This window comes from Stenotrophomonas sp. CASM106 (assembly GCF_049384825.1).
GTDB classification, from domain to species: Bacteria; Pseudomonadota; Gammaproteobacteria; order Xanthomonadales; family Xanthomonadaceae; genus Stenotrophomonas; species Stenotrophomonas muris.
Genome location: NZ_JBMRFS010000008.1, coordinates 56369 through 75955, shown reverse-complemented (window position 1 = coordinate 75955; position 19587 = coordinate 56369). Strand labels below are relative to the sequence as shown.

At 67.7% G+C, this 19587-nt stretch carries 16 protein-coding genes; 8 read left to right on the top strand and 8 right to left on the bottom strand.

All coding sequences use genetic code 11. The annotated features are described in order from the left end of the window. Nucleotides 1-55 precede the first annotated feature (55 nt). The 3 genes from leuC to leuB are packed head-to-tail and all read left to right on the top strand — an operon-like array spanning nucleotide 56 to nucleotide 3103. Nucleotides 56-1474, top strand: a complete 1419-nt coding sequence (gene leuC / locus VG556_RS17585) for a 3-isopropylmalate dehydratase large subunit (RefSeq protein ID WP_049405004.1) — start codon at nucleotides 56-58, stop codon at nucleotides 1472-1474. Then, on the top strand, nucleotides 1474-2052 hold the full coding sequence (gene leuD, locus VG556_RS17580) for a 3-isopropylmalate dehydratase small subunit (RefSeq protein WP_005410953.1): 579 nt from the start codon (nucleotides 1474-1476) through the stop codon (nucleotides 2050-2052). The genes leuC and leuD overlap by 1 nt, the downstream gene beginning before the upstream one ends. Next, on the top strand, nucleotides 2042-3103 hold the full coding sequence (gene leuB, locus VG556_RS17575; RefSeq protein ID WP_100450579.1) for a 3-isopropylmalate dehydrogenase: 1062 nt from the start codon (nucleotides 2042-2044) through the stop codon (nucleotides 3101-3103). The genes leuD and leuB overlap by 11 nt, the downstream gene beginning before the upstream one ends. A 141-nt stretch (nucleotides 3104-3244) precedes the next feature. Here the strand turns inward: leuB and VG556_RS17570 are convergent, their stop codons facing one another. Next, a complete protein-coding gene (locus VG556_RS17570; protein ID WP_100450580.1) occupies nucleotides 3245-4018 on the bottom strand; it encodes an SDR family oxidoreductase in 774 nt (257 codons plus the stop codon). Nucleotides 4019-4135: 117 nt separating this feature from the next. On the opposite strand from VG556_RS17570, the gene VG556_RS17565 reads away from it, so the two are divergent. Next, nucleotides 4136-5041 carry a LysR family transcriptional regulator gene (locus VG556_RS17565; protein WP_049405007.1) on the top strand — a complete coding sequence of 302 codons (906 nt, stop codon included), beginning with the start codon at nucleotides 4136-4138 and terminating at the stop codon, nucleotides 5039-5041. 455 nt (nucleotides 5042-5496) lie between these two features. Here the strand turns inward: VG556_RS17565 and VG556_RS17560 are convergent, their stop codons facing one another. Both VG556_RS17560 and VG556_RS17555 read right to left on the bottom strand, forming a co-directional pair. Then, nucleotides 5497-8658, bottom strand: coding sequence for an efflux RND transporter permease subunit (locus VG556_RS17560; protein ID WP_053496227.1), 3162 nt, complete (start codon nucleotides 8656-8658; stop codon nucleotides 5497-5499). Between the two features lie 4 nt (nucleotides 8659-8662). Beyond that, nucleotides 8663-9793, bottom strand: coding sequence for an efflux RND transporter periplasmic adaptor subunit (locus tag VG556_RS17555; protein WP_100450581.1), 1131 nt, complete (start codon nucleotides 9791-9793; stop codon nucleotides 8663-8665). Nucleotides 9794-9912: 119 nt separating this feature from the next. Here VG556_RS17555 and VG556_RS17550 point away from each other — a divergent pair, with 119 nt between their 5' ends. The 3 genes from VG556_RS17550 (at nucleotide 9913) to VG556_RS17540 (ending at nucleotide 12752) form a co-directional block, all read left to right on the top strand. Further along, the gene (locus VG556_RS17550) at nucleotides 9913-10593 is read left to right on the top strand and encodes a TetR/AcrR family transcriptional regulator (RefSeq protein ID WP_100450582.1); all 681 of its coding nucleotides are present in this window, start codon (nucleotides 9913-9915) and stop codon (nucleotides 10591-10593) included. A gap of 136 nt (nucleotides 10594-10729) precedes the next feature. Next, on the top strand, nucleotides 10730-11377 hold the full coding sequence (locus VG556_RS17545; RefSeq protein WP_014648346.1) for a protein-L-isoaspartate O-methyltransferase family protein: 648 nt from the start codon (nucleotides 10730-10732) through the stop codon (nucleotides 11375-11377). A 16-nt stretch (nucleotides 11378-11393) separates the two neighbouring features. Continuing rightward, nucleotides 11394-12752: a TolC family outer membrane protein gene (locus VG556_RS17540; protein ID WP_014648347.1), complete on the top strand. Its 1359-nt coding sequence runs from the start codon at nucleotides 11394-11396 to the stop codon at nucleotides 12750-12752. 100 nt (nucleotides 12753-12852) lie between these two features. Here the strand turns inward: VG556_RS17540 and VG556_RS17535 are convergent, their stop codons facing one another. Further along, complete coding sequence (locus tag VG556_RS17535) at nucleotides 12853-14112, bottom strand: amino acid transporter (RefSeq protein ID WP_100450583.1); 1260 nt, start codon at nucleotides 14110-14112, stop codon at nucleotides 12853-12855. 223 nt (nucleotides 14113-14335) lie between these two features. Continuing rightward, entirely contained in the window at nucleotides 14336-15634 is a 1299-nt protein-coding gene (waaA, locus tag VG556_RS17530) for a lipid IV(A) 3-deoxy-D-manno-octulosonic acid transferase (RefSeq protein WP_014648349.1), read from the bottom strand. 60 nt (nucleotides 15635-15694) lie between these two features. On the opposite strand from waaA, the gene VG556_RS17525 reads away from it, so the two are divergent. Continuing rightward, entirely contained in the window at nucleotides 15695-16612 is a 918-nt protein-coding gene (locus tag VG556_RS17525; protein ID WP_014648350.1) for an LpxL/LpxP family Kdo(2)-lipid IV(A) lauroyl/palmitoleoyl acyltransferase, read from the top strand. 101 nt (nucleotides 16613-16713) lie between these two features. On the opposite strand, the gene VG556_RS17520 is transcribed toward VG556_RS17525, so the two are convergent. The 3 genes from VG556_RS17520 to VG556_RS17510 are packed head-to-tail and all read right to left on the bottom strand — an operon-like array spanning nucleotide 16714 to nucleotide 19354. After that, on the bottom strand, nucleotides 16714-18045 hold the full coding sequence (locus VG556_RS17520; protein ID WP_100450584.1) for an O-antigen ligase family protein: 1332 nt from the start codon (nucleotides 18043-18045) through the stop codon (nucleotides 16714-16716). Continuing rightward, nucleotides 18026-19141: a glycosyltransferase gene (locus VG556_RS17515; protein WP_100450585.1), complete on the bottom strand. Its 1116-nt coding sequence runs from the start codon at nucleotides 19139-19141 to the stop codon at nucleotides 18026-18028. The genes VG556_RS17520 and VG556_RS17515 overlap by 20 nt, the downstream gene beginning before the upstream one ends. Nucleotides 19142-19156: 15 nt before the next feature. Next, nucleotides 19157-19354: a zinc-finger domain-containing protein gene (locus tag VG556_RS17510; protein WP_005410967.1), complete on the bottom strand. Its 198-nt coding sequence runs from the start codon at nucleotides 19352-19354 to the stop codon at nucleotides 19157-19159. Between the last annotated feature and the right edge of the window lie 233 nt (nucleotides 19355-19587).

Below are 19587 nucleotides of genomic sequence, written 5' to 3'. Positions count from 1 at the left end.
CCGTTCCGCTTTCCTTACTGATGTTCGCTATTTCGTACTTCTGCCAGGCATACGCATGACTTCCGCACCCCGCACCCTGTACGACAAACTGTGGGACGCCCACGTGGTGGTTCCCGAATCCGACAGCGCGCCCGCCGTGCTGTACATCGACCTGCACCTGATCCACGAGGTGACCTCGCCGCAGGCCTTCACCGAACTGCGCGAACGCGGCCTGTCGCCGCGCCGGCCGGACCGCACCAAGGCGACGATGGACCACTCCACGCCGACCCTGCCGGCCGCCGCGGACGGCACGCTGCCCTATGCCAGCGCCGCCTCCGAGGCACAGGTCGCCACGCTGGCGCGCAACTGCGCCGAGCACGGCATCGAGCTGTTCGACATGGCCTCGGACAACCGCGGCATCGTCCACGTGATCGCGCCCGAGCAGGGCTTCACCCAGCCGGGCATGACCATCGTCTGCGGCGACAGCCACACCTCCACCCACGGTGCCTTCGGTTCGCTGGCGTTCGGCATCGGCACCAGCGAGGTCGGCCACGTGCTGGCCACGCAATGCCTGCTGCAGCGCAAGGCGAAGACGCTGGCGATCACCGTCGATGGGCCGCTGGCGCCGGGTGTCGGCGCCAAGGACGTGGTTCTGCACATCATCGGCGTGATCGGCGTCAATGGCGGCACCGGCCACGTGATCGAGTTCCGCGGCAGCACCATCGAAGCGATGGACATGGAACAGCGCATGACCCTGTGCAACATGTCGATCGAAGCGGGTGCGCGTGCCGGTATGGTGGCGCCGGACCAGGTCACCTTCGACTTCGTCGCCAACACCCCGCGCGGCCCAAAGGGCGCCGATTTCGAGGCTGCGGTGGCGCGCTGGCAGCAGCTGCGCAGTGATGACGGCGCGCACTTCGACAGCGAAGTGCACATCGACGCCGCCGATATCCGCCCGACCCTGACCTGGGGCACCCACCCGGGTACCGCCATCGCGGTGGATGCGCCGATCCCGGCCGCCAACGATGCCGCCGCACAGAAGGGCCTGGACTACATGCATTTCCAGGCCGGAAAGGCGCTGGCCGGAACGCCGGTGGACGTGGTGTTCGTCGGTTCCTGCACCAACGGCCGCCTGAGTGACATGCGTGAGGTGGCGCAGGTGCTGCGCGGTCGTCGCGTCGCCGACCGGGTGCGCATGCTGGTGGTGCCGGGCTCGGAGATCGTCAAGCGAGAGGCCGAGGCCGAAGGCATCCATGAGATCGTGCGCGCGGCCGGTGCCGAGTGGCGCGAGCCGGGCTGCTCGATGTGCATCGCCATGAATGGTGATCTGGTCGCGCCCGGGCAGCTGGCCGTGAGCACCAGCAACCGTAATTTCGAAGGCCGCCAGGGTCCCGGTTCGCGCACCCTGCTGGCCTCACCGATGAGCGCGGCGTGGGCCGCGGTGAACGGGCATGTCGCCGACACCCGCGAGCTGTTCGCACAGGAGGTGGCGTGATGGCCGGTTTCCGTACCTTGACCTCGGCCAGCGTGGTGCTGCGCCAGACCAACATCGACACCGACCAGATCATCCCGGCGCGGTTCCTGTCCACCACCGAACGCGCCGGCCTGGGCCGCAACGCCTTCAATGACTGGCGCTGGCAGGCCGACGGTTCACCGGTGGCCGACTTCGCCTTCAACCAGCCGCACAACGCCGGCCGCAGCATCCTGCTGGCGGGTCGCAACTTCGGCTGCGGCTCGTCGCGCGAACATGCACCGTGGGCGCTGACCGACCTGGGCCTGCGCGCCATCGTCAGCAGCGAGATCGCCGACATCTTCCGCGGCAACTCGCTGAAGAACGGCCTGCTGCCGATCGTGCTGGACGAGGCCGACGTGCAGGCGCTGATGCAGCGCCCGGATGATGAGCTGACCATCGACGTGGCCGCGCGCGAACTGCGCACGCCGGACGGCCGCGTCTATTCCTTCCCGCTGGACGGCTTCTCGCAGACCTGCCTGCTGGAAGGTGTCGACCAGTTGGGGTATCTGTTGGGCCGTGTCCCTGAAATCGAACGTTACGAGAGTGAGCATGCACGCTGAAATTGTTGTCCTGCCCGGTGATGGCATCGGCCCGGAGGTGGCCGCCGCGGCAGTCGCCGTCCTGAAGGCCGTCGCCGAACGCTTCAACCACAGCTTCACCTTCAGCGAGCACGACATCGGTGGCATCGCCATCGACCGCCACGGCGAACCGCTGCCGGCGTCGACCCTGGCCGCCTGCCAGGCCGCCAGCGCGGTGCTGCTGGGCGCAGTCGGTGGCCCGAAGTGGTCCGACCCGAACGCCAAGGTGCGTCCGGAACAGGGCCTGCTGGCGATCCGCAAGGCGCTGGGCCTGTACGCCAACCTGCGCCCGGTGCGCACCCATGAGGCCGCGCTGCACGCCTCGCCGATCAAGGCCGAGCTGCTGCAGGGTGTGGACTTCGTGGTGGTGCGCGAACTGACCGGCGGCATCTACTTCGGCGACAAGACCCGCGATGCCGACAGTGCCAGCGACCTGTGCCGCTACACCGTGGCCGAGATCGAGCGCGTGCTGCGCAGTGCCTTCCGCCTGGCCCGGCAGCGGCGTGGCAGGGTCACCTCGGTGGACAAGGCCAACGTGTTGGAAACCTCGCGCCTGTGGCGCGACGTGGCCGCGCGCATCGGCCGCGAGGAATTCCCGGAGGTGGCGCTGGAGCACCAGCTGGTCGATTCGATGGCGATGCACCTGCTGGCCAAGCCGCGCGAGTACGACGTGATCGTCACCGAGAACATGTTCGGCGACATCCTCACCGACGAAGCCTCGATGCTGGCCGGCTCGCTCGGCCTGCTGCCCTCGGCCTCGCTGGGTGAACCGGGTGCGGTCGGCATCTACGAACCGATCCACGGTTCGGCCCCGGACATCGCCGGCAAGGGCATCGCCAATCCCTACGCGACGATCTTCAGCGCGGCGATGCTGCTGCGCCATTCGCTGGGGCTGGAAGACGAAGCCGCAGCAGTGGAAGCGGCGGTGCACGCGGTGCTGGATGATGGGGTGTTCACTGCCGACCTGGCCGCCAAGGGCCAGGCCGTGAGTACCGCCGCCGCCACGGATGCGGTGCTGGCCAAACTCAACTGATCCGATGGCGCCACTCCATGCGTGGCGCCTCTGCCTTTGGTCATTGTGCGCAGCCACCCATGGGGTGGCTCTACTGTAGATCCACGCCATGCGTGGATCGTTCGAATGTCGCGCAGCAGATCCACGCCGTGCGCGGCTGCATTATTTGGTGGTGTACCCACCATTGACCAGGATGGTCTGCCCGGTCATCCACCAGCCATCGGTGACCAGGAAGCGGATCCACGGCACGATGTCGGCGATGTCGGTCAGGCCGGTACGGGTGAACGCCGAGAGCGCGGCCGCGGTCTTGTGGTACGCCTGTGCATCGGCACTCTCGGCCGGGTAGAAGAACGGCGTGTCCATCGGGCCCGGCCCGATCGCAGTCACCGAGATGCCGCGCTCACCGAACTCCTTTGACGCCGCGCGGGTGAAATGCTCGACCGGCGCCTTGGTGCCGGCATAGCTGGAATAGAACGGCGTGAACGCACCCAGCAGTGAGGTGACCAGGGTGCAGATGCGACCGCCGTCGTTGACCTGGCGGCCGGCCTCCTTGAGGAAGAAGAATGCGGCCTTGGCGTTGACCGCGCTCATCTCGTCGTACTCGGCTTCGCTGATCTCCAGCAGCGGCTTCTTCAATACCTTGCCGACCGTATTGATGGCGATGTCGGGACGGCCGGCTGCGGCCACGGCATCGGCGAACAAGCGCTCCATCGCTGCCGCCGAGGTCAGGTCGCCCTGCAGGGCCACCGCCTTGCTGCCGGCCGCCTGCACGGCGGCAACGGTTGCCTCTGCATCGGCCTGGGTAGCGGCACTGTTGTAGTGGATGACGATGGCTTTGGCGCCCTGTGCGGCGAAGTCGCGGGCGATCAGGCCGCCCAGGTTCTTGGCGCCACCGGCGATCAGCACGGTCTTGCCCTTGAGGGAATGCTCGGTCATGGCTTCGGTCTCGGGAGGGGGCTGCCCGGGGTGGCAACCCTGCCCTGACGACGATATCGTGCAGAAAAAGCGGATAAAGCCCGCCACATTGACTTAACTTTCCAGAGCCAGCGAACAATGGACCGGATCGATCGCTTCCGCATTTTCACCCGGGTCGTGGAGTGCGCGAGCTTCACCCGCGCCGCCGACCAGCTCGGCCTGCCCCGCTCGACCGTCTCGGCGGCGATTGCCGAGCTGGAACAGCGGCTTGGCACCCGCCTGCTGCAGCGCTCGACCCGACGGGTATCCACCACCCATGACGGCGACGTGTTCCATGCCCGCTGCCTGCGCCTGATCGCGGAGGTTGAAGACGCCGAGTCGCTGTTCCGGCAGGACGACGCGCAACCGGCCGGTTTGCTGAAGATCGACGTACCCAGCCGCATCGGCCGTCGCATCATCGCCCCGGCGTTGCCGGATTTCTTCGCGCGCTATCCACAGCTGGAAGTGGACCTGGGCATGACCGACCGCGCGGTGAACCTGATCGAAGACGGCTGCGATGCGGTGCTGCGGGTCGGCCAGCTGGGCGATTCCAGCCTCGTGGCCCGCACGCTGGGCCAGCTCGACTTCGTCAACGTGGCCGCGCCGGCCTACCTGCGCGAGCACGGTGTTCCGCAGCATCCTGCCGACCTGCCGCAGCACCGCGCGGTGAACTATGCGTCGCCGACCACGGCACGGGTGGAACCGTGGGAATGGCAGGATGGCGGCCAGCTGCGCACGCTGCCGATGCCCGGCTGGGTACGCGTGAACAGCGCCGAGGCCTCGATCGCGTGCTGCGTGGCGGGATTGGGGCTTTTGCAGATTCCGCGCTACGACGTGCAGGCCGAGCTGCAGTCAGGCGCATTGGTGGAGGTGATGCCGCAGTACGCGGCGCAGCCGCTGCCGGTGACCCTGCTGCAACCGCATCGGCAACACCGTGCACTGCGCGTGCAGGTGTTCGTCGAGTGGCTGCTGCCAGTGCTGCGGATCGGCCTGCAGCTGCAGTAGATCCACGTCATGCGCGGGTGCTTCTGTAGAGTCGAGCCATGCTCGACTCATCCCATCATCGCGCGAAGAGCGAAGAGCGAAGAGCGAAGAGCAGCCGAGCATGGCTCGGCTCTACAGAAAGCAGATCCCGCGAGCAGATCAGTCCACGCCATGCGTGGATGCATGCTGCAGTGCCAACCAAGGTTGGCACCTACCAGGGCAACGATCCGCTGCTGTAGATGCACGTCATGCGTGGGTGCTTCTGTAGAGTCGAGCCATGCTCGACTCATCCCATCATCGCGCGAAGAGCGAAGAGCGAAGAGCGAAGAGCGAAGAGCGAAGAGCAGCCGAGCATGGCTCGGCACTACAGAAGGCAGATTCCGCGAGCAGATCAGTCCACGCCTTGTGTGGATGCATGCTTCAGTGCCAACCGAGGTTGGCACCTGCCAGGGGCCGTGGCCGCAGAACCCGGGGCATTACGCCCCGGATTCGTCCGGCTTCACCCGGAACCACGCCGCGTACAACGCCGGCAGGAACACCAGCGTCAGCACCGTACCCACGATCAGACCACCCATGATCGAGATCGCCATCGAGCCATAGAACGCGCTGCGCGACAGCGGAATCATCGCCAGCACGGCCGCCAGCGCGGTCAGCACGATCGGGCGGAAGCGGCGCACCGTGGCATCGATGATCGAATGCCAGCGATCATGCCCGGCATCGATGTCCTGCTGGATCTGGTCGATCAGGATCACCGAGTTGCGCATGATCATGCCGGCCAGTGCGATCGTGCCCAGCAGCGCGACGAAGCCGAACGGCGCACGGAACAGCAGCAGGAACAGGGTCGCACCGATGATGCCCAGCGGCGCGGTCACCAGCACCATCGCCGCACGCGAGAAGCTGCGCAGCTGCAGCATCAGCAGCGTCGCCACCACCACCAGGAACAGCGGCATGCCGGCCTTGATCGAGTTCTGGCCGCGCGCCGAGTCCTCCACGGTGCCGCCGGTCTCCAGCAGGTAGCCGCTGGGCAGCTCGGCACGGATGCCATCCAGCGTGGGCACGATCTGGTGCACCACGTCCAGCGCCTGCATGCCATCGCTGATGTCGGCGCGCACGGTCACGGTCGGCAACCGGTTGCGGTGCCAGATGATGCCGTCCTCGAAGCCGTACTCCATCGTCGCCACCTGCGACAGCGTGATGCTGCCGCCGTTGGCGGTCGGCATCGACAGGCTGGACAGCAGCTCCAGCTGGTTGCGCTCATCGGCCGGTCCGCGCAGCAGCATCTCGATCTGGCGGTTGCCTTCGCGATACACGCTCACCGACTGGCCGGCCAGCGAACTGGCCAGGAACTGGCTGACCTGGGCGCTGCTCACGCCCAGCGCGCGGGCACGCTCCTGGTCGATCACCAGCCGCACCACCTTGCTCGGCTCGCTCCAGTCCAGGTTGACGTTCATCACGTGCGGGTTCTCACGCACCTTGGCCTCGACCTGGCGCGCGATCGCCTGCACCTTCTCGATGTGCTCGCCGGAGATGCGCATCTGCACCGGATAACCGACCGGCGGGCCGTTCTCCAGGCGGGTCACGCGCATCTGCACGTCCGGGAACTTCGGAATCACCTCGTGCAGCAGCCAGTCACGGGTGCTTTCGCGCGATTTGATGTCCTTGGCCAGCACCACGAACTGGGCGAAGTTGGTCGCCGGCAGCTGCTGGTCCAGCGGCAGGTAGAAGCGCGGCGAACCGGTGCCCACGTAGGACACATAGTTGGCGATGCCCTCGCGGCTGGACAGCAGCTTCTCCAGCTTCTCGGCCTGGGCCTGGGTCGAGCGCAGCGACGCCCCCTCGGCCAGCTCGATGTCCACCATCAGTTCCGGCCGGGTCGAGTCCGGGAAGAACTGCTGCGGCACGAAGCGGAACATCATCAGTGAGAACACGAACAGGGCAACGGTCGCGGCGATCACCCACCAGCGGCGGCGCAGGCAGGCGTCGAGGAAGCGCCGGAAGCTGCGGTAGAACGGGCGCTGGTAGGGATCGTGGTCGTGCCCATGCTGCGGCGGTGCGATCAGGTTGGCCAGCGCCGGATAGCGGTCGGCCCACTGCTGGCGCTTGGCCAGCCAACGCGCGGACAGGCTGCCGGGCTTCGGCGGCTGCGGATTGAACAGGTCCGGCAGCATCTTGTCGCCCAGGTACGGGATGAACAGCACCGCTGCGATCCATGACACCACCAGTGCGATGGTCACCACCTGGAACAGCGAACGGGTGTATTCACCGGTGCTCGATGCCGCCGTGGCGATCGGCAGGAAGCCGGCTGCCGTGATCAATGTGCCGGTCAGCATCGGGAACGCGGTCGATTCCCAGGCGAAGCTGGCCGCGCGCAGGCGATCGAAGCCCTGCTCCATCTTGGTGGCCATCATCTCCACCGCGATGATCGCATCGTCCACCAGCAGGCCCAGCGCCAGCACCAGTGCGCCCAGCGAAATCTTGTGCAGGCCGATGTCGAAGTAATGCATGACGAAGAAGGTCATCGCCAGCACCAGCGGAATGGTCACGCCCACCACCAGGCCGGTGCGCAGGCCCAGCGAGAAGAAACTGACCAGCAGCACGATCACCACCGCTTCGGTCAGCACCTGCACGAACTCGCCAACCGACTCCTCCACCGACTGCGGCTGGTCGGACACCTTGCGCAGCTGCATGCCAGCCGGCAGGGTCTTCTGCAGCCGCTCGAACTCGGCGTCGAGGTTGGCGCCCAGCTTGAGGATGTCACCGCCATCCTTCATCGCCACCGCCAGGCCGATCGCCTCTTCGCCCATGAAGCGCATCTTCGGCGACGCCGGATCGGCGAAGCCACGCTTGACCTCGGCGATGTCGCCCAGGTGCACGGTGCGGTCGCCAGCACGGATCGGGAACTGGCGGATGGCGTCGATGTCGTTGAACTGGCCCGTCACGCGCAGCTGCACGCGATCGGTGGCGGTCTCGAAGAAGCTGGTGCCGGTGATCGCATTCTGGTCGGCCAGCGCCTGCTGCACCTGCTGCATCGACACACCCAGCGTTGCCAGCCGGGTGTTGGACAGTTCGATCCACACCTTCTCGTCCTGCAGGCCGACCAGGTCGATCTTGCCGACATCGGGCACGCGCTGCAGTTCCAGCTGGATGCGGTCGGCGTAGTCGCGCATAACCGCGTAGTCGAAGCCCTTGCCGGTCAACGCATAGATGTTCCCGTAGGTGTCGCCGAACTCATCGTTGAAGAACGGGCCGACAATCTCGCGCGGCAGCGTCGCACGGATGTCGCCCACGCGCTTGCGAACCTGGTACCACAGGTCCGGGATCTGCCTGGAACGCAGGCTGTCGCGCGCCATGAAGATGACCTGCGATTCGCCGGGGCGCGAATAGGAGCGGATGAACTCGTACTCGCCGGTGTTCATCAGCGCCTTCTCGATCGGCTCGGTCACCTGCCGCGAGACCTGTTCGGCGGTGGCGCCCGGCCAAAGCGTGCGCACCACCATCGCCTTGAAGGTGAATGGCGGATCCTCGGACTGGCCCAGATGCTTGTACGACCATGCGCCGATCAGCGCGAAGGCAAGCATCGCGAACAGCACCAGCGGGCGGTTGGACAACGCCCACTCGGAAAGATTGAAGCGGCGCACCGGCTTACTCCTTGGCCTTGGCGGCAGCGGTCGGCGTGGCCGGCTTCAGCACCGGGCGGTTCTGGCGGTCCACGGCGATCACCGGCTGGCCGGCACGCAACAGGTGTCCGCCGGCAGCGACCACCCAGTCACCCGCATTCACGCCGGACAGCACCGGCACCGATTCGCTGCCATAGGCACCGGTGGTGACCGACGCGGCCTTCAGCGTGCTGTTGGCCGGATCGACCACCCACACGCTGGCGGCACCGTTGGCACCGCGCTGCAGCGCACCGAGCGGCAGCTGCAGGGTGCCGTGGCGGCCGGCGCTGCTGTAGACGCGCGCGCTCTGGCCCAGTTCGACATCGGCCAGCGCATCGGCGGGCAGGCTGACCCGGGTTGCATAGGTGCGTGCCTGTGGATCGGCGGCAGCGGCGATCTCGCGGATCGTGCCTGGCAGGCGCTGGCCAGGACGGTTCCACAGCTCCACCTCGACCGGCTGGCCCACCGCATAGTCGCGGATGGTGGCCTCGGGCAGGTCGATCAGCACTTCGCGCCCGCCATCGGCGGCCAGGTTGAAGATGGTCTGGCCGGCCGACACCACCTGCCCGGCTTCGGCCTCGCGGCTGGCGATCACGCCATCGGACGGCGCGCGCAGCTGTGCGTAGTCGGCCTGGTTGCGCAGCACATCGAGGTTGGCGCGGGCGGCGTTGGCCTGGCCCTGCGCGGCCTTGAAGGCGGCGGACTGCTGGTCCAGCTGCGAGCGGCTGACCAGCTGCTGGTCGGCCAGCACCTGGTAGCGCTTGAGGTCATCACGGGCACGCACCAGATCGGCTTCGGCCGCAGCAAGCTGCGCCTGCGAGGCGCGGGCCTGCAGCGCGAAGTCGGCCACGTCCAGCTCGGCCAGCACGTCGCCCTTCTTCACCCGTTGCCCGGCATCGACGTGGCGCTTGACCAGGTTGCCGCCAACGCGGAACGACAGTGGACTTTCCTGCCGCGCACGCACCGTGCCCGGGAACGCCGCCGGCGCCTGCCCGGCCTGCTCGCCAGGGTGAACCACCAGCACCGGAACGGCCGCGTGGGGCGCCTGTTCCTGTCCCGAACAGGCTGCCAGCGCAGCCATCCACACCATACCGCCCATCCAGCGCACGATCTTCATCGGTCAACGTCCTGAAAACGCAGGGTTGCAACTAAGGGGGGAGCCGCGACTGCCGGCCCAATTTAATAAACCGGCCGGTATAGTATAAATATCGAACCGCTTGGTCTAGTATTGTCGTGATGAGTTCTCACACTTCCCGCAAGCCGTCGGCCAAGCCCGCTGCCAAGGCCGCCGGACCCGGGCGCCCCAAGGACCTCGGCAAGCGCGCGGCGATCCTTGAAGCAGCCAAGACACTGTTCATCGAACAGGGCTATACCGGCGTGAGCATGGACACCATCGCCGCTCAGGCCGGCGTCTCGAAACTGACTGTGTACAGCCACTTCGGCGACAAGGAGACCCTGTTCTCCGAGGCCGTGCAGTCGAAGTGCATTGAAATGCTGCCCGATGCCCTGTTCGTGGCCGACGCGGACGGCCCGCTGCGCGACCAGCTGATCGGGATCGGTCTGGCCTTCTTCGAACTGATCACGTCCGATGCGGCGATCTCGATCCAGCGCATGATGATGGCGCCGGAGACCGACGAACGCCTGCGCGAGCTGTTCTGGAAGGCAGGACCGGAACGTACCTGCGAGGCCCTGGCTGACTTCCTGCGGGCACGCGCCGAGCGCGGCGAGCTGGAAATCACCGACTATTCGCTGGCTGGCGAGCAGTTCCTGACCTTGGTCAAGGGCGAAGTGCACATGCATATGATGTGCGGCATGCCACTGTCACCGGTGGAATGCGACCCTGTTGCCCACGTGACTGCCAGCATCGACTTCTTCCTGCGCGCCTATGCGCCGCGAGGGGTCGGGACGGCTGAATAACCAAAACTGAACGAACCGGAGGTCGCGATGACTTCCGGCACTGCGACCCCGGCCACCCGGCAGCTGATGCTCTGGGCGCGCCGCCGGCCTCCGGCACCGGTAAAATGGCCGGCCCACTGCGCTGGATTTGAACCTCATGACGATTGATTACGCCCACGCCCGCGAACTGATGGTGGAACAGCAGATCCGTCCCTGGGACGTGCTGGACATCAAGGTGCTCGACGTCCTGGCCCGCCTGCCGCGCGAGGCTTTTGTCGCCGATGCACACCGGGCACTGGCCTACGCCGATGTCGAACTGCCGATCGGCCATGGCCAGAAGATGATGAAGCCGGTCATCGAGGGCCGTACCCTGCAGGCGCTGGACTTGCAGCCGGGTGACGAAGTGCTGGAAATCGGCACCGGCAGCGGCTTCCTGTCGGCCTGCATCGGCGCGCTGGCGCGCGACGTGCTGAGCCTGGAAATCGACCCGGAGCTGGCCGCCGCCGCGCGCGCCCGTCTGGATGCTTCCGGCCTGGGCACCAACGTCCGCGTGGAAGTGGCCGACGCCCTGTCCTGGCAGACCGAACGCCGCTTTGACGTGATCTGTGTCACTGGTGCGGTCGACGTGGTGCCGTCACAGTTCGCTTCGTGGCTGCGTCCGGGTGGTCGCCTGTTCGTGATCCACGGCCGCTCGCCGGCGATGGAGGCCCTGCTGGTCAAGGCCGACGGCAGCAGCGAGTCCCTGTTCGAGACCGATATCGATTACCTGCGTGGTGCCGCCCCGGCCCCCCAGTTCCACCTCTGAGTCCAAGGAAGCCGCAATGATCCGCCGATCCCTCGCTGTTGCGCTGGCCACTGCCCTGCTGCCGTTGTCCGCCCATGCCGCCGACCTGCTGCAGGTCTACGAAATGGCGCGCAATGGCGATCCGCAGCTGTCCGCCGCCGAATCGACCCGGCTGTATGACAAGGAAGGCGCCGTGCAGGCGCGCGCCGCCCTGCTGCCGCAGATCAACGGCCAGGCCCAGCTGAACCGCACGCGCAGTGAGCCGAACGCCGACGCCAACTCCGGCTCGTTCACCAACAAGCGCCGCACCTACACGATCGACGGCAGCCAGACGCTGTTCAACTGGACCCAGATCAACAACCTGCGTTCGCAGCGCGAGCTGAGCAAGGCGGCGGACTTCACCCTCGATTCGGCCAACGACAGCCTGATCGTGCGCACCTCGGCGGCCTACTTCAACGTGCTGGTGGCGATCGAATCGCTGAATGCCGCACAGACCAATGAAGCGGCCGCGAAGAAGCAGTTCGACTTCGCCGACAAGCGCCTGGAAGTGGGCCTGGCGCCGATCACCGACGTGCACGAAGCACGCGCCCAGTACGACCAGGCGCGTGCCAACACCATCGTTGCGCAGAACACCCTGGCCGATAACTACCAGGCCCTGACCGAACTGACCGGCCAGCCGGTGACCAACCTGCGTGGGCTGCCGGCCGACTTCCGCCCGGAAGTGCCGGCCAACCGTGGCAACATCGATGAGCTGGTGCAGCAGGCCACCACCCAGAATCCGGCGCTGAAGGCGCAGGAACTGAAGGTCAGCGCCGCCGAGGCTGGCGTGCAGGCCGCCCGTGGCGGCCATTACCCGACCCTGTCGCTGGGCGGCAGCTGGGGCAAGAGCGCGACCTGGGGTGACAGCACTGGTTCCGGTTCGCTGTCGCCGGACGCCCGCACCAACAGCATCGGCCTGACCCTGAGCGTGCCGATCTTCTCCGGTGGTGCCACCCAGTCCGGCGTGCGCCAGGCGCTGGCCCAGCGTGACATCGCCCAGGACGGCTACGAGCAGCAGAAGCGCGCCCTGGACCGCAACACCCGCAATGCCTACCAGACCCTGGTACAGGGCATCAGCGAAGTGGAGGCCCGTCGCCTGGCCGTGGTCTCGGCACAGAGCGCGTACGACGCCTCGCAGGTCGGCCTGGAAGTCGGTACCCGTACCGTGCTGGACGTGATCCAGAACCAGCGCATCCTGTTCTCGGCGCAGCTGGACTACGCCCAGGCCCGCTACACCTTCCTGCAGAACCGCCTGCTGCTGAGCCAGTCGCTGGGTGCGCTGGACGTGGCAGAGCTGCAGGACGTCAACCGCCTGCTGACCCAGGACGCGGGCAATCCGGCAACGACCACGCACTGATCCGTCGCCCTGCCGGCAACAAAGAAGCCACCCGCAAGGGTGGCTTTTTTGCAGGCGGTGCATCCGCCCGCAGCTACCCGTTGCGTGGCCCCGCGAACCCTCAGCCCGGCCATGCCCGCAGGCGTTCCAACGCCGCAAGGACGCACAGCGCGGCCGCCAAGGGCGCCAGCATCGGCAGCACCAGTTCGCGACCGGTTGCGCCCTGCCTCATGTCATTCCGCCGCCGCAGCACCGCCAGGCACAGCGCCGCCATCACCAGCAGGGTTGCCGGACCCGGCAGCGCCGGCAGGGTGCCCAACGGCAGCCACAGCACCAGCATCACCGCCGGCAGTCCGACCGCCGCCACGATCACACCGCGGGAGCGTCCCACTGCATCACCCGCCCCTGGCCACAGCGATGTTGCCAGCCGCAAGGCCAGCATCAGCAGCACCAGCTGCAGTGCGGCCAGGCCCGTAGCCCCCGCCAGGGGCAACAACGGCAGCATCCACTCCAATTGCGGATGCATCTGCAGCGCCACCGACAGTGGCCGGGTACTGGCCAGCGCGGAAAACTCGACCAGCCCTGCCTGCAGTGCTGCCAGCACGATCAGCAGCAGCATCGCCAGCAACGAGACCAGCGCCAGCACTGCCGGTTGCCACATCGCGCCCTGGCGGCGCAACGCAGGAAAGCCCAGTGCCAAGCCGACGCTGGCAAATACCCCCAGCAGCGGCACCGCAGCCGCCAGCACCCCGCCCAGCCCGAAGCGATACGGCGCGGTCGCCGGTGGCAGCCAGGGGATCCAGTGCGCGTAATGCACATGACGTGCCGCCAGCGCCAGCAGCAACACCCCCGCACCGATCTTCACCGTCAACAGGGCGCAGGCCACCAGCACCACACGCCGTGGCGGCAGCAATGCCAGCGCGCCCAGCATCAGCAGGCCCACCGCCGCCGTGACCTGTTCCGGCAGCCAGTCGCAGGGCTGGAGGCCTTCGGCGGCCAGCACCGCGTGCAGATGGAGGGCCATGGACTGCGCCACGCCCGCCGTGGTCGCCACCAGCTCCAGCAGCAGGGCCATGCCCAACACGCCCGCCACCCGCGGCCCCCAGCTGGCAGCCAGCAGCCCGTGCAGGCCCTCGCCCGCCGGCAACCGCAGCACCAGATCCTGCAGGCAGCACAGCACCAGGCCGGCCCCCAGTGCAGCCAGCAACAAGCTCAGCACGATGGCGGGGCCTGCCTGTGCCGCCGTGTGCTGGCCCACCAGTGCGATCACGCTGCCGCCCACCAACAGTGTCAACGCCACCACCGCCAGATGGTCCGTCCCCAGTCCGGCCCCACCCGTGCCGGCCCCACCCGTGCCGTCCCCGCCCCTGTCGCCGTCCATCGCAAGTTCCCTTGATATCCGCCCAAGCGCGGTCGACAGCAGGCTGGCAGCCTGCGTCGCCCTGCGGAATCAGAATCGGTGGAATGTGCGCAACGATGTGATGGCAGGCACGCTGCCAGCGGCAGGGTCGGTCCAGCAACGACAGAAAAATCGTCGCTAAGCAGAATTGATGAAGTTGATCACGACAATGCTCGTCAGCGCCGCTGACTCCGCGCTGCCGCGATCACTCGCGCGGTGGTGGCAGGTGCGGCGCCACCAGGGCAAGCGTGCGTTGCAGCGCGCCGCGGCCATTGCTGACCAGCGTGCATCCCGCCCGCGCCATGTCTTCGCGGGCCTGGGCATCGTCGAGCAGGTGCTGCAGCAGATCGCCCACCGCCTGCGCGTCCTCGCCGATCAGCAGCGCCCCGGCCTCGCGCATGCGCCGGGAAATTTCCGCGAAGTTGTGCAGGTGCGGGCCGGTCACCGCCGCCGTTCCCATCGCGGCCGGCTCCAGCAGGTTGTGACCACCGATGGCCTGCAGGCTGCCGCCGACGAAGGCGACCTGGGCGCAGGCATAGAACGGCATCAGCTCGCCAAGGGTGTCGATGACGAACACGTCTGTGGCCGCGTGTGGCCACTGGTCCACGCGGCGGGTCGCCACGCTCCAGCCCTGTTCGCGCGCCAGCGCTTCCACCTTCGGGAAACGCTCGGGATGTCGCGGTGCCCACAGCAGCAGCAGCTCCGGATGCCGCTGGCGCAGGCGCCGGTGCAGGTCGATCACCGCCTGCTCCTCGCCATCATGGGTACTGGCGGCGATCCATACCGGACGAGCGGCCGGTACCCGCGCATGGAACTGTTCGACGAAACCCTGCACATCCGGCGTGGCGATGTCGAATTTCAGGTTGCCCAGCGCCTGCACCTGGCCGGGATCCGCCCCCAGCTGCACGAAGCGCTCGGCATCGTCCTGCGACTGCGCGGCCACGCAGGTGACGGTGCGCAGCGCGCGGCGGATCAGTGCCGCCAGCAACCGGTAGCCGCGCAGCGAACGCGCCGACAACCGGGCGTTGAGGATGTACACCGGAATGCCGCGGTCACGGCAGCCGAACAGCATGTTCGGCCACAGCTCGGTTTCCAGGATCAGCGCCAGGCTGGGCTGGAAATGGCCGAGGAAACGGTTGACGCTGCCCGGCACGTCGTACGGCAGGTAGACATGGTCCAGGGCGTCGCCCCACAGCGCGCGTACGCGCTCGGAGCCGGTCGGGGTGATGGTGGTGATCACCCAGCGGATGTCCGGGCGCTGCTGGCGCAGGGCATTGACCAGCGGCGCGGCGGCATTGACCTCGCCCACCGAGACCGCGTGCAGCCAGACCCGCGGCTGCCCGGTCGGCTGCGGATAGGAGGCATAGCGTTCATCCCAGCGCCGGAAGTATTCACGAACCCGGAAACCGCGCCAGACCAGGTGGTACACGGTGATCGGCAGCAGGATGTAGAGCACGACCGAATACAGGCCGCGCAGGATCCATTCGACAGGGTCTTTGCGCATGCGGCAAGGATACGGGAGCCCCCGGGGAAAGACACGCGGCCGCCTTGGTAGAATGGCCCCATGTCAGATGCCTCCACCGCCGTCCGCCCATCGCTGCGCGATCCGCGCAACTGGCCGATGTTCGCCGCCATGTTCGGCGCCTTCGCCATCGCTCGCCTGCCGTGGATGCTGCAGCGCGCGCTGGGCCGGGGCGTCGGCTGGATCACCTGGCGCCTGCTCGGCAGCCGCCGCCGCGCCGCCGAAGTCAACCTGCAGCTCTGCTTCCCCGAGAAGGACGAAGCCTGGCGCCAGCGCCTGGTGCGCGACAGTTTCGATGCGCTGGGCGTGGGCGTGTTCGAGTGCATCCGCGCCTGGTGGGGCAGCATCGACCGCATCCGCCCGCAGGTACGGATCGAAGGCCTGGAACACCTGCGGCAGATGGAGGCTGAAGGCCGCGGCGTGCTGCTGGTCTCCGGCCACTTCATGACCCTGGAAATGTGCGGACGCCTGCTGTGCGACTACGTCGACCTGTCCGGCATGTACCGCAAGCACAAGAACCCGGTGTACGAGTGGGCGGTGAAGTTCGGCCGCCTGCGCTATGCCAAGGCGATGTTCGCCAACGAGGACATCCGCGCGACCGTGCGCCACCTGAAGAAGGGCGGCTTCCTCTGGTACGCGCCGGACCAGGACATGCGTGGCAAGGACACCGTGTTCGTGCCGTTCTTCGGCCACACCGCTTCGACCATCACCGCCACCCACCAGCTGGCAAGGATGACCGGTTGTGCAGTGATCCCGTACTTCCACCGCCGCGAAGGCGGGAAGTACGTGCTGAAGATCGGCGCACCGCTGGAGAATTTCCCCAGCGAGGACGTGGAAGCCGATACCACGCGGGTCAACCAGGCCATCGAAGAGATGGTGCGCGAAGCCCCCGACCAGTACCTGTGGATCCACCGCCGCTTCAAGCGCCAGCCCGGCGGCCGGAGTGATTTCTACAAATAGCCGGATGCGGTGGAAGGGCCGGCGTCCTCGCGGTAGTCGCCAACCTTGGTTGGCGCCGGATGAACCGAGGCCGGTCCCGGGGAGCCCACCAAGGTTGGCAACTACTGCATCGGCGGAGATTCGTCCGATTCGCGGGCCAGCAGACTGCCGGCGAACAGGGCCGCCAGCAGCACGGTCAGGCCGCCCCAGAACGCAGAATAGAACGCCAGGTGCGTATTGAGCGGGAACACGGTAACCGCCAGCGCCAGCATCGCCGGGCGGGCGCGGTCACGCGCCGCCGGCGGTGCATAGCGCCAGGCCCGCCAGGCCTGCGCCACCGCCGCCAGCCACAGCAGCAGGCCCAGCACGCCGGTCTCGGCCAGGATTTCCAGCACGATCTGGTGGGCGTGCAATGCCGGTTGATTGCCCCACACGGCGGGGCCCTCGTCTGACACGCAGGCCGGATACGCATCACGGAAGCCGCGCGCACCGACACCGTTGACCGGATGTTCCTCGATCATGCACACGGCCGCCGTCCAGATGCGCGCGCGCCCCGAAAGCGCCTCGTCAACGCCCTGCCCGTCTTCGTTCCATGCCTGTGCCGTGCGCGCAACACGCTCGCGCAGCTGCGGCACGCCCGCTGTCAGTGCGGCCGTACCCAGCGCTGCCACAAGGGCCAGCAGCAGCAGCCGCTTCCAGCCGAACTGGCGCAGGCCGCTGTAGCCCAGCACCAGCACAAAGGTGATCCACGAGGCGCGCGAACCGGCCAGCAGCAGCACGCCTCCCAGTGCGGCGGCGGCCAGCAACCACCCCGCACTACCGAAACGCCGCGCCATCGGCAGCAGCAGGAAGGGTGACAGGCTGGCCAGCACCTGGCCGAATTTCAGGTTGCAGGGCCCGAGCGCGCCACTGAGGCGGTCGGCCAGTGCGGCTTCGTCGGCCGGGCACAGCGCGTGGCCACTTACGGCCAGCTTCAGGTGCTCCAGCGACCAGAACCATGGGCTGGTGCCGGCCAGCGCCTGTACCAACGCGTCCAGCGTCCACGCGCCGGTGATCAGCGTCAGGCCGCCGAAGGTCAGCCGCCGCCGTTCCGGTGTGGCCACCGCGATCGCCACCAGCCACATGAAGGGCAGGTAGCGCAGTCCGGCGGCAGCCTTGGTCCACGAGGCCGCCGGATCGATCGCATCGATGGCCGAGAACGCCTGTGGCAGCCAGTAGCCGAGGAACAGGATCGAGGTCAGGGCCCACGCCGCCGTGCTCAACAGGTGCGGGCGGCGCTGCAGCCGGCGCATGACCATGCGCGCGGCAGCATAGAGCGCGCCAAGGCCGAGCACGGTTTCGGCGATGCCTGGCAACGGCCACATCGCCACGTACGCCAGCACCCACCAGGGCGCCCAGCGCCCAGCGCGGTCGTCGCGCACGATGGCAGCGGGGTCAGCCGGCGAGATCGGCATAGAGGCGGAGGGTATCGCGCTGCATGGCCTGCAGGGTAAACGGGATGCGGGTCGGCAAGGATGGCGGCTGCGCCAGCAGGGCCAGCGCACGTTCACCCAGCGCGCGCGCGTCGCCGAGCGGCACCGCGCCGCTGGGCTGCAGCTGCTGCAGCAGTTCGCCGACGCCACCGTGGTCCCAGCCCAGCACCGGGCGGCCGACCGACAGCGCCTCGACCACGGTGCGGCCAAAGGCTTCCGGCTTGTCCGACAGCTGCAGCACCAGATCGCTGGCGGCGTAGGCCAGGGCGATGCGTGCGGTAGGCGTACTGATCTGTACGGCCTCGGCCACGCCCAGTGCCGCAGCCTGGCGGCGCAGATCGGCCACGTAGGCCTCGCGCCCGGGTTCCTCGGTGCCCAGCATCCACAGCTGCGCAGGCACGCCGGCGGCACGCACGTCGGCCAGCAGCTGCAGCGCGTGGGCGTGGCCCTTCAACCGGGTGCCGCGCCCGGGCAACAGCAGCAGCGGGCCATCAACCTGCGCCAGCCAGGGGTAATCGGCGGCCAGGGCCAGCCGCGGGCGACGGTCGGCATGCGCTACGCGCGGGAACTGGCCGACATCGACACCGCGGGGAATGATCTGCAGTTTTTCTTCCGGCACCGTCGGATAGTGGCGTTGCACGAAGGCGCGCACGGTGTTGGACACGCAGATCACGCGTTCGCCACTGGTCATCACCGCACTGTAGCGGCTGGGCGAATTCAACCCGTGCACGGTGGTCACCCAGTGCGGGCGCTGTGCGGCGGGCATGGCGCGGATCGCGTACAGGCCCAGCCAGGCCGGCAGCCGCGAACGGGCGTGCACGATGTCCGCACCGACCTCGGCAAACAGGCGGCGCAGGGTCGGCAGATGGCGCAGGGTCAGCAGCGACTTGCGGCCGATGTCCAGGGTGAGGTGCTCGGCACCGCTGTCCAGCAGCGGCTGCACCAGGCGGCCACCGGCGGACACCACCAGCGCACGATGGCCGGCCGCGACCAGGGCAGCAGCGATTTCCAGGGTCGAGCGCTCGACACCGCCGGAGTGCAGCGCCGGCAGCAACTGCACCACGGTCAATCGGCGCATCGAAGGGGCCGCCGTTTAGTCGGCCAGCACGAACACGGAACCGCAGTACGGGCACTGCGCTTCGCCGTTGGGCTCGTCTTCGATCGGCAGGTACACGCGCGGATGCGAGTTCCACAGCGCCATTTCCGGGGTCGGGCAGCTCAACGGCAGATCGCTGCGGTGCACGGTGTAGCGCTTCTCGGCGTTGGCGGGCGCGGTGGCGGTATGGCTCATGGCGGATGTCGGTAAACGGGTTGCGAGGCCTGTGATTCTAGCATCTGGGCCGCACCGACATTGCGCCACCACGGGCCTTTGCGCGCTCCCGCGAATGTCACGCAGCTGCGCGCGGCACGCCGGGCGATGGCACCCATGGGGATTCTGCGGCAGATCCGGCAGGTTCGCTCGCCAGAATCGACTCCAGCGATATTTCCCGCATTTGGATCGAACTAAATGGCACTTGCCAGCGC

Bases quoted from the DNA above. Each gene is read 5' to 3' on its own strand.
- leuC (WP_049405004.1), top strand. From the start codon at position 56: ATGACTTCCGCACCCCGCACCCTGTACGACAAACTGTGGGACGCCCAC.
- leuD (WP_005410953.1), top strand. From the start codon at position 1,474: ATGGCCGGTTTCCGTACCTTGACCTCGGCCAGCGTGGTGCTGCGCCAG.
- leuB (WP_100450579.1), top strand. From the start codon at position 2,042: ATGCACGCTGAAATTGTTGTCCTGCCCGGTGATGGCATCGGCCCGGAG.
- VG556_RS17570 (WP_100450580.1), bottom strand. From the start codon at position 4,018: ATGACCGAGCATTCCCTCAAGGGCAAGACCGTGCTGATCGCCGGTGGC.
- VG556_RS17565 (WP_049405007.1), top strand. From the start codon at position 4,136: ATGGACCGGATCGATCGCTTCCGCATTTTCACCCGGGTCGTGGAGTGC.
- VG556_RS17555 (WP_100450581.1), bottom strand. From the start codon at position 9,793: ATGAAGATCGTGCGCTGGATGGGCGGTATGGTGTGGATGGCTGCGCTG.
- VG556_RS17550 (WP_100450582.1), top strand. From the start codon at position 9,913: ATGAGTTCTCACACTTCCCGCAAGCCGTCGGCCAAGCCCGCTGCCAAG.
- VG556_RS17545 (WP_014648346.1), top strand. From the start codon at position 10,730: ATGACGATTGATTACGCCCACGCCCGCGAACTGATGGTGGAACAGCAG.
- VG556_RS17540 (WP_014648347.1), top strand. From the start codon at position 11,394: ATGATCCGCCGATCCCTCGCTGTTGCGCTGGCCACTGCCCTGCTGCCG.
- VG556_RS17535 (WP_100450583.1), bottom strand. From the start codon at position 14,112: ATGGACGGCGACAGGGGCGGGGACGGCACGGGTGGGGCCGGCACGGGT.
- waaA (WP_014648349.1), bottom strand. From the start codon at position 15,634: ATGCGCAAAGACCCTGTCGAATGGATCCTGCGCGGCCTGTATTCGGTC.
- VG556_RS17525 (WP_014648350.1), top strand. From the start codon at position 15,695: ATGTCAGATGCCTCCACCGCCGTCCGCCCATCGCTGCGCGATCCGCGC.
- VG556_RS17520 (WP_100450584.1), bottom strand. From the start codon at position 18,045: ATGCCGATCTCGCCGGCTGACCCCGCTGCCATCGTGCGCGACGACCGC.
- VG556_RS17515 (WP_100450585.1), bottom strand. From the start codon at position 19,141: ATGCGCCGATTGACCGTGGTGCAGTTGCTGCCGGCGCTGCACTCCGGC.
- VG556_RS17510 (WP_005410967.1), bottom strand. From the start codon at position 19,354: ATGAGCCATACCGCCACCGCGCCCGCCAACGCCGAGAAGCGCTACACC.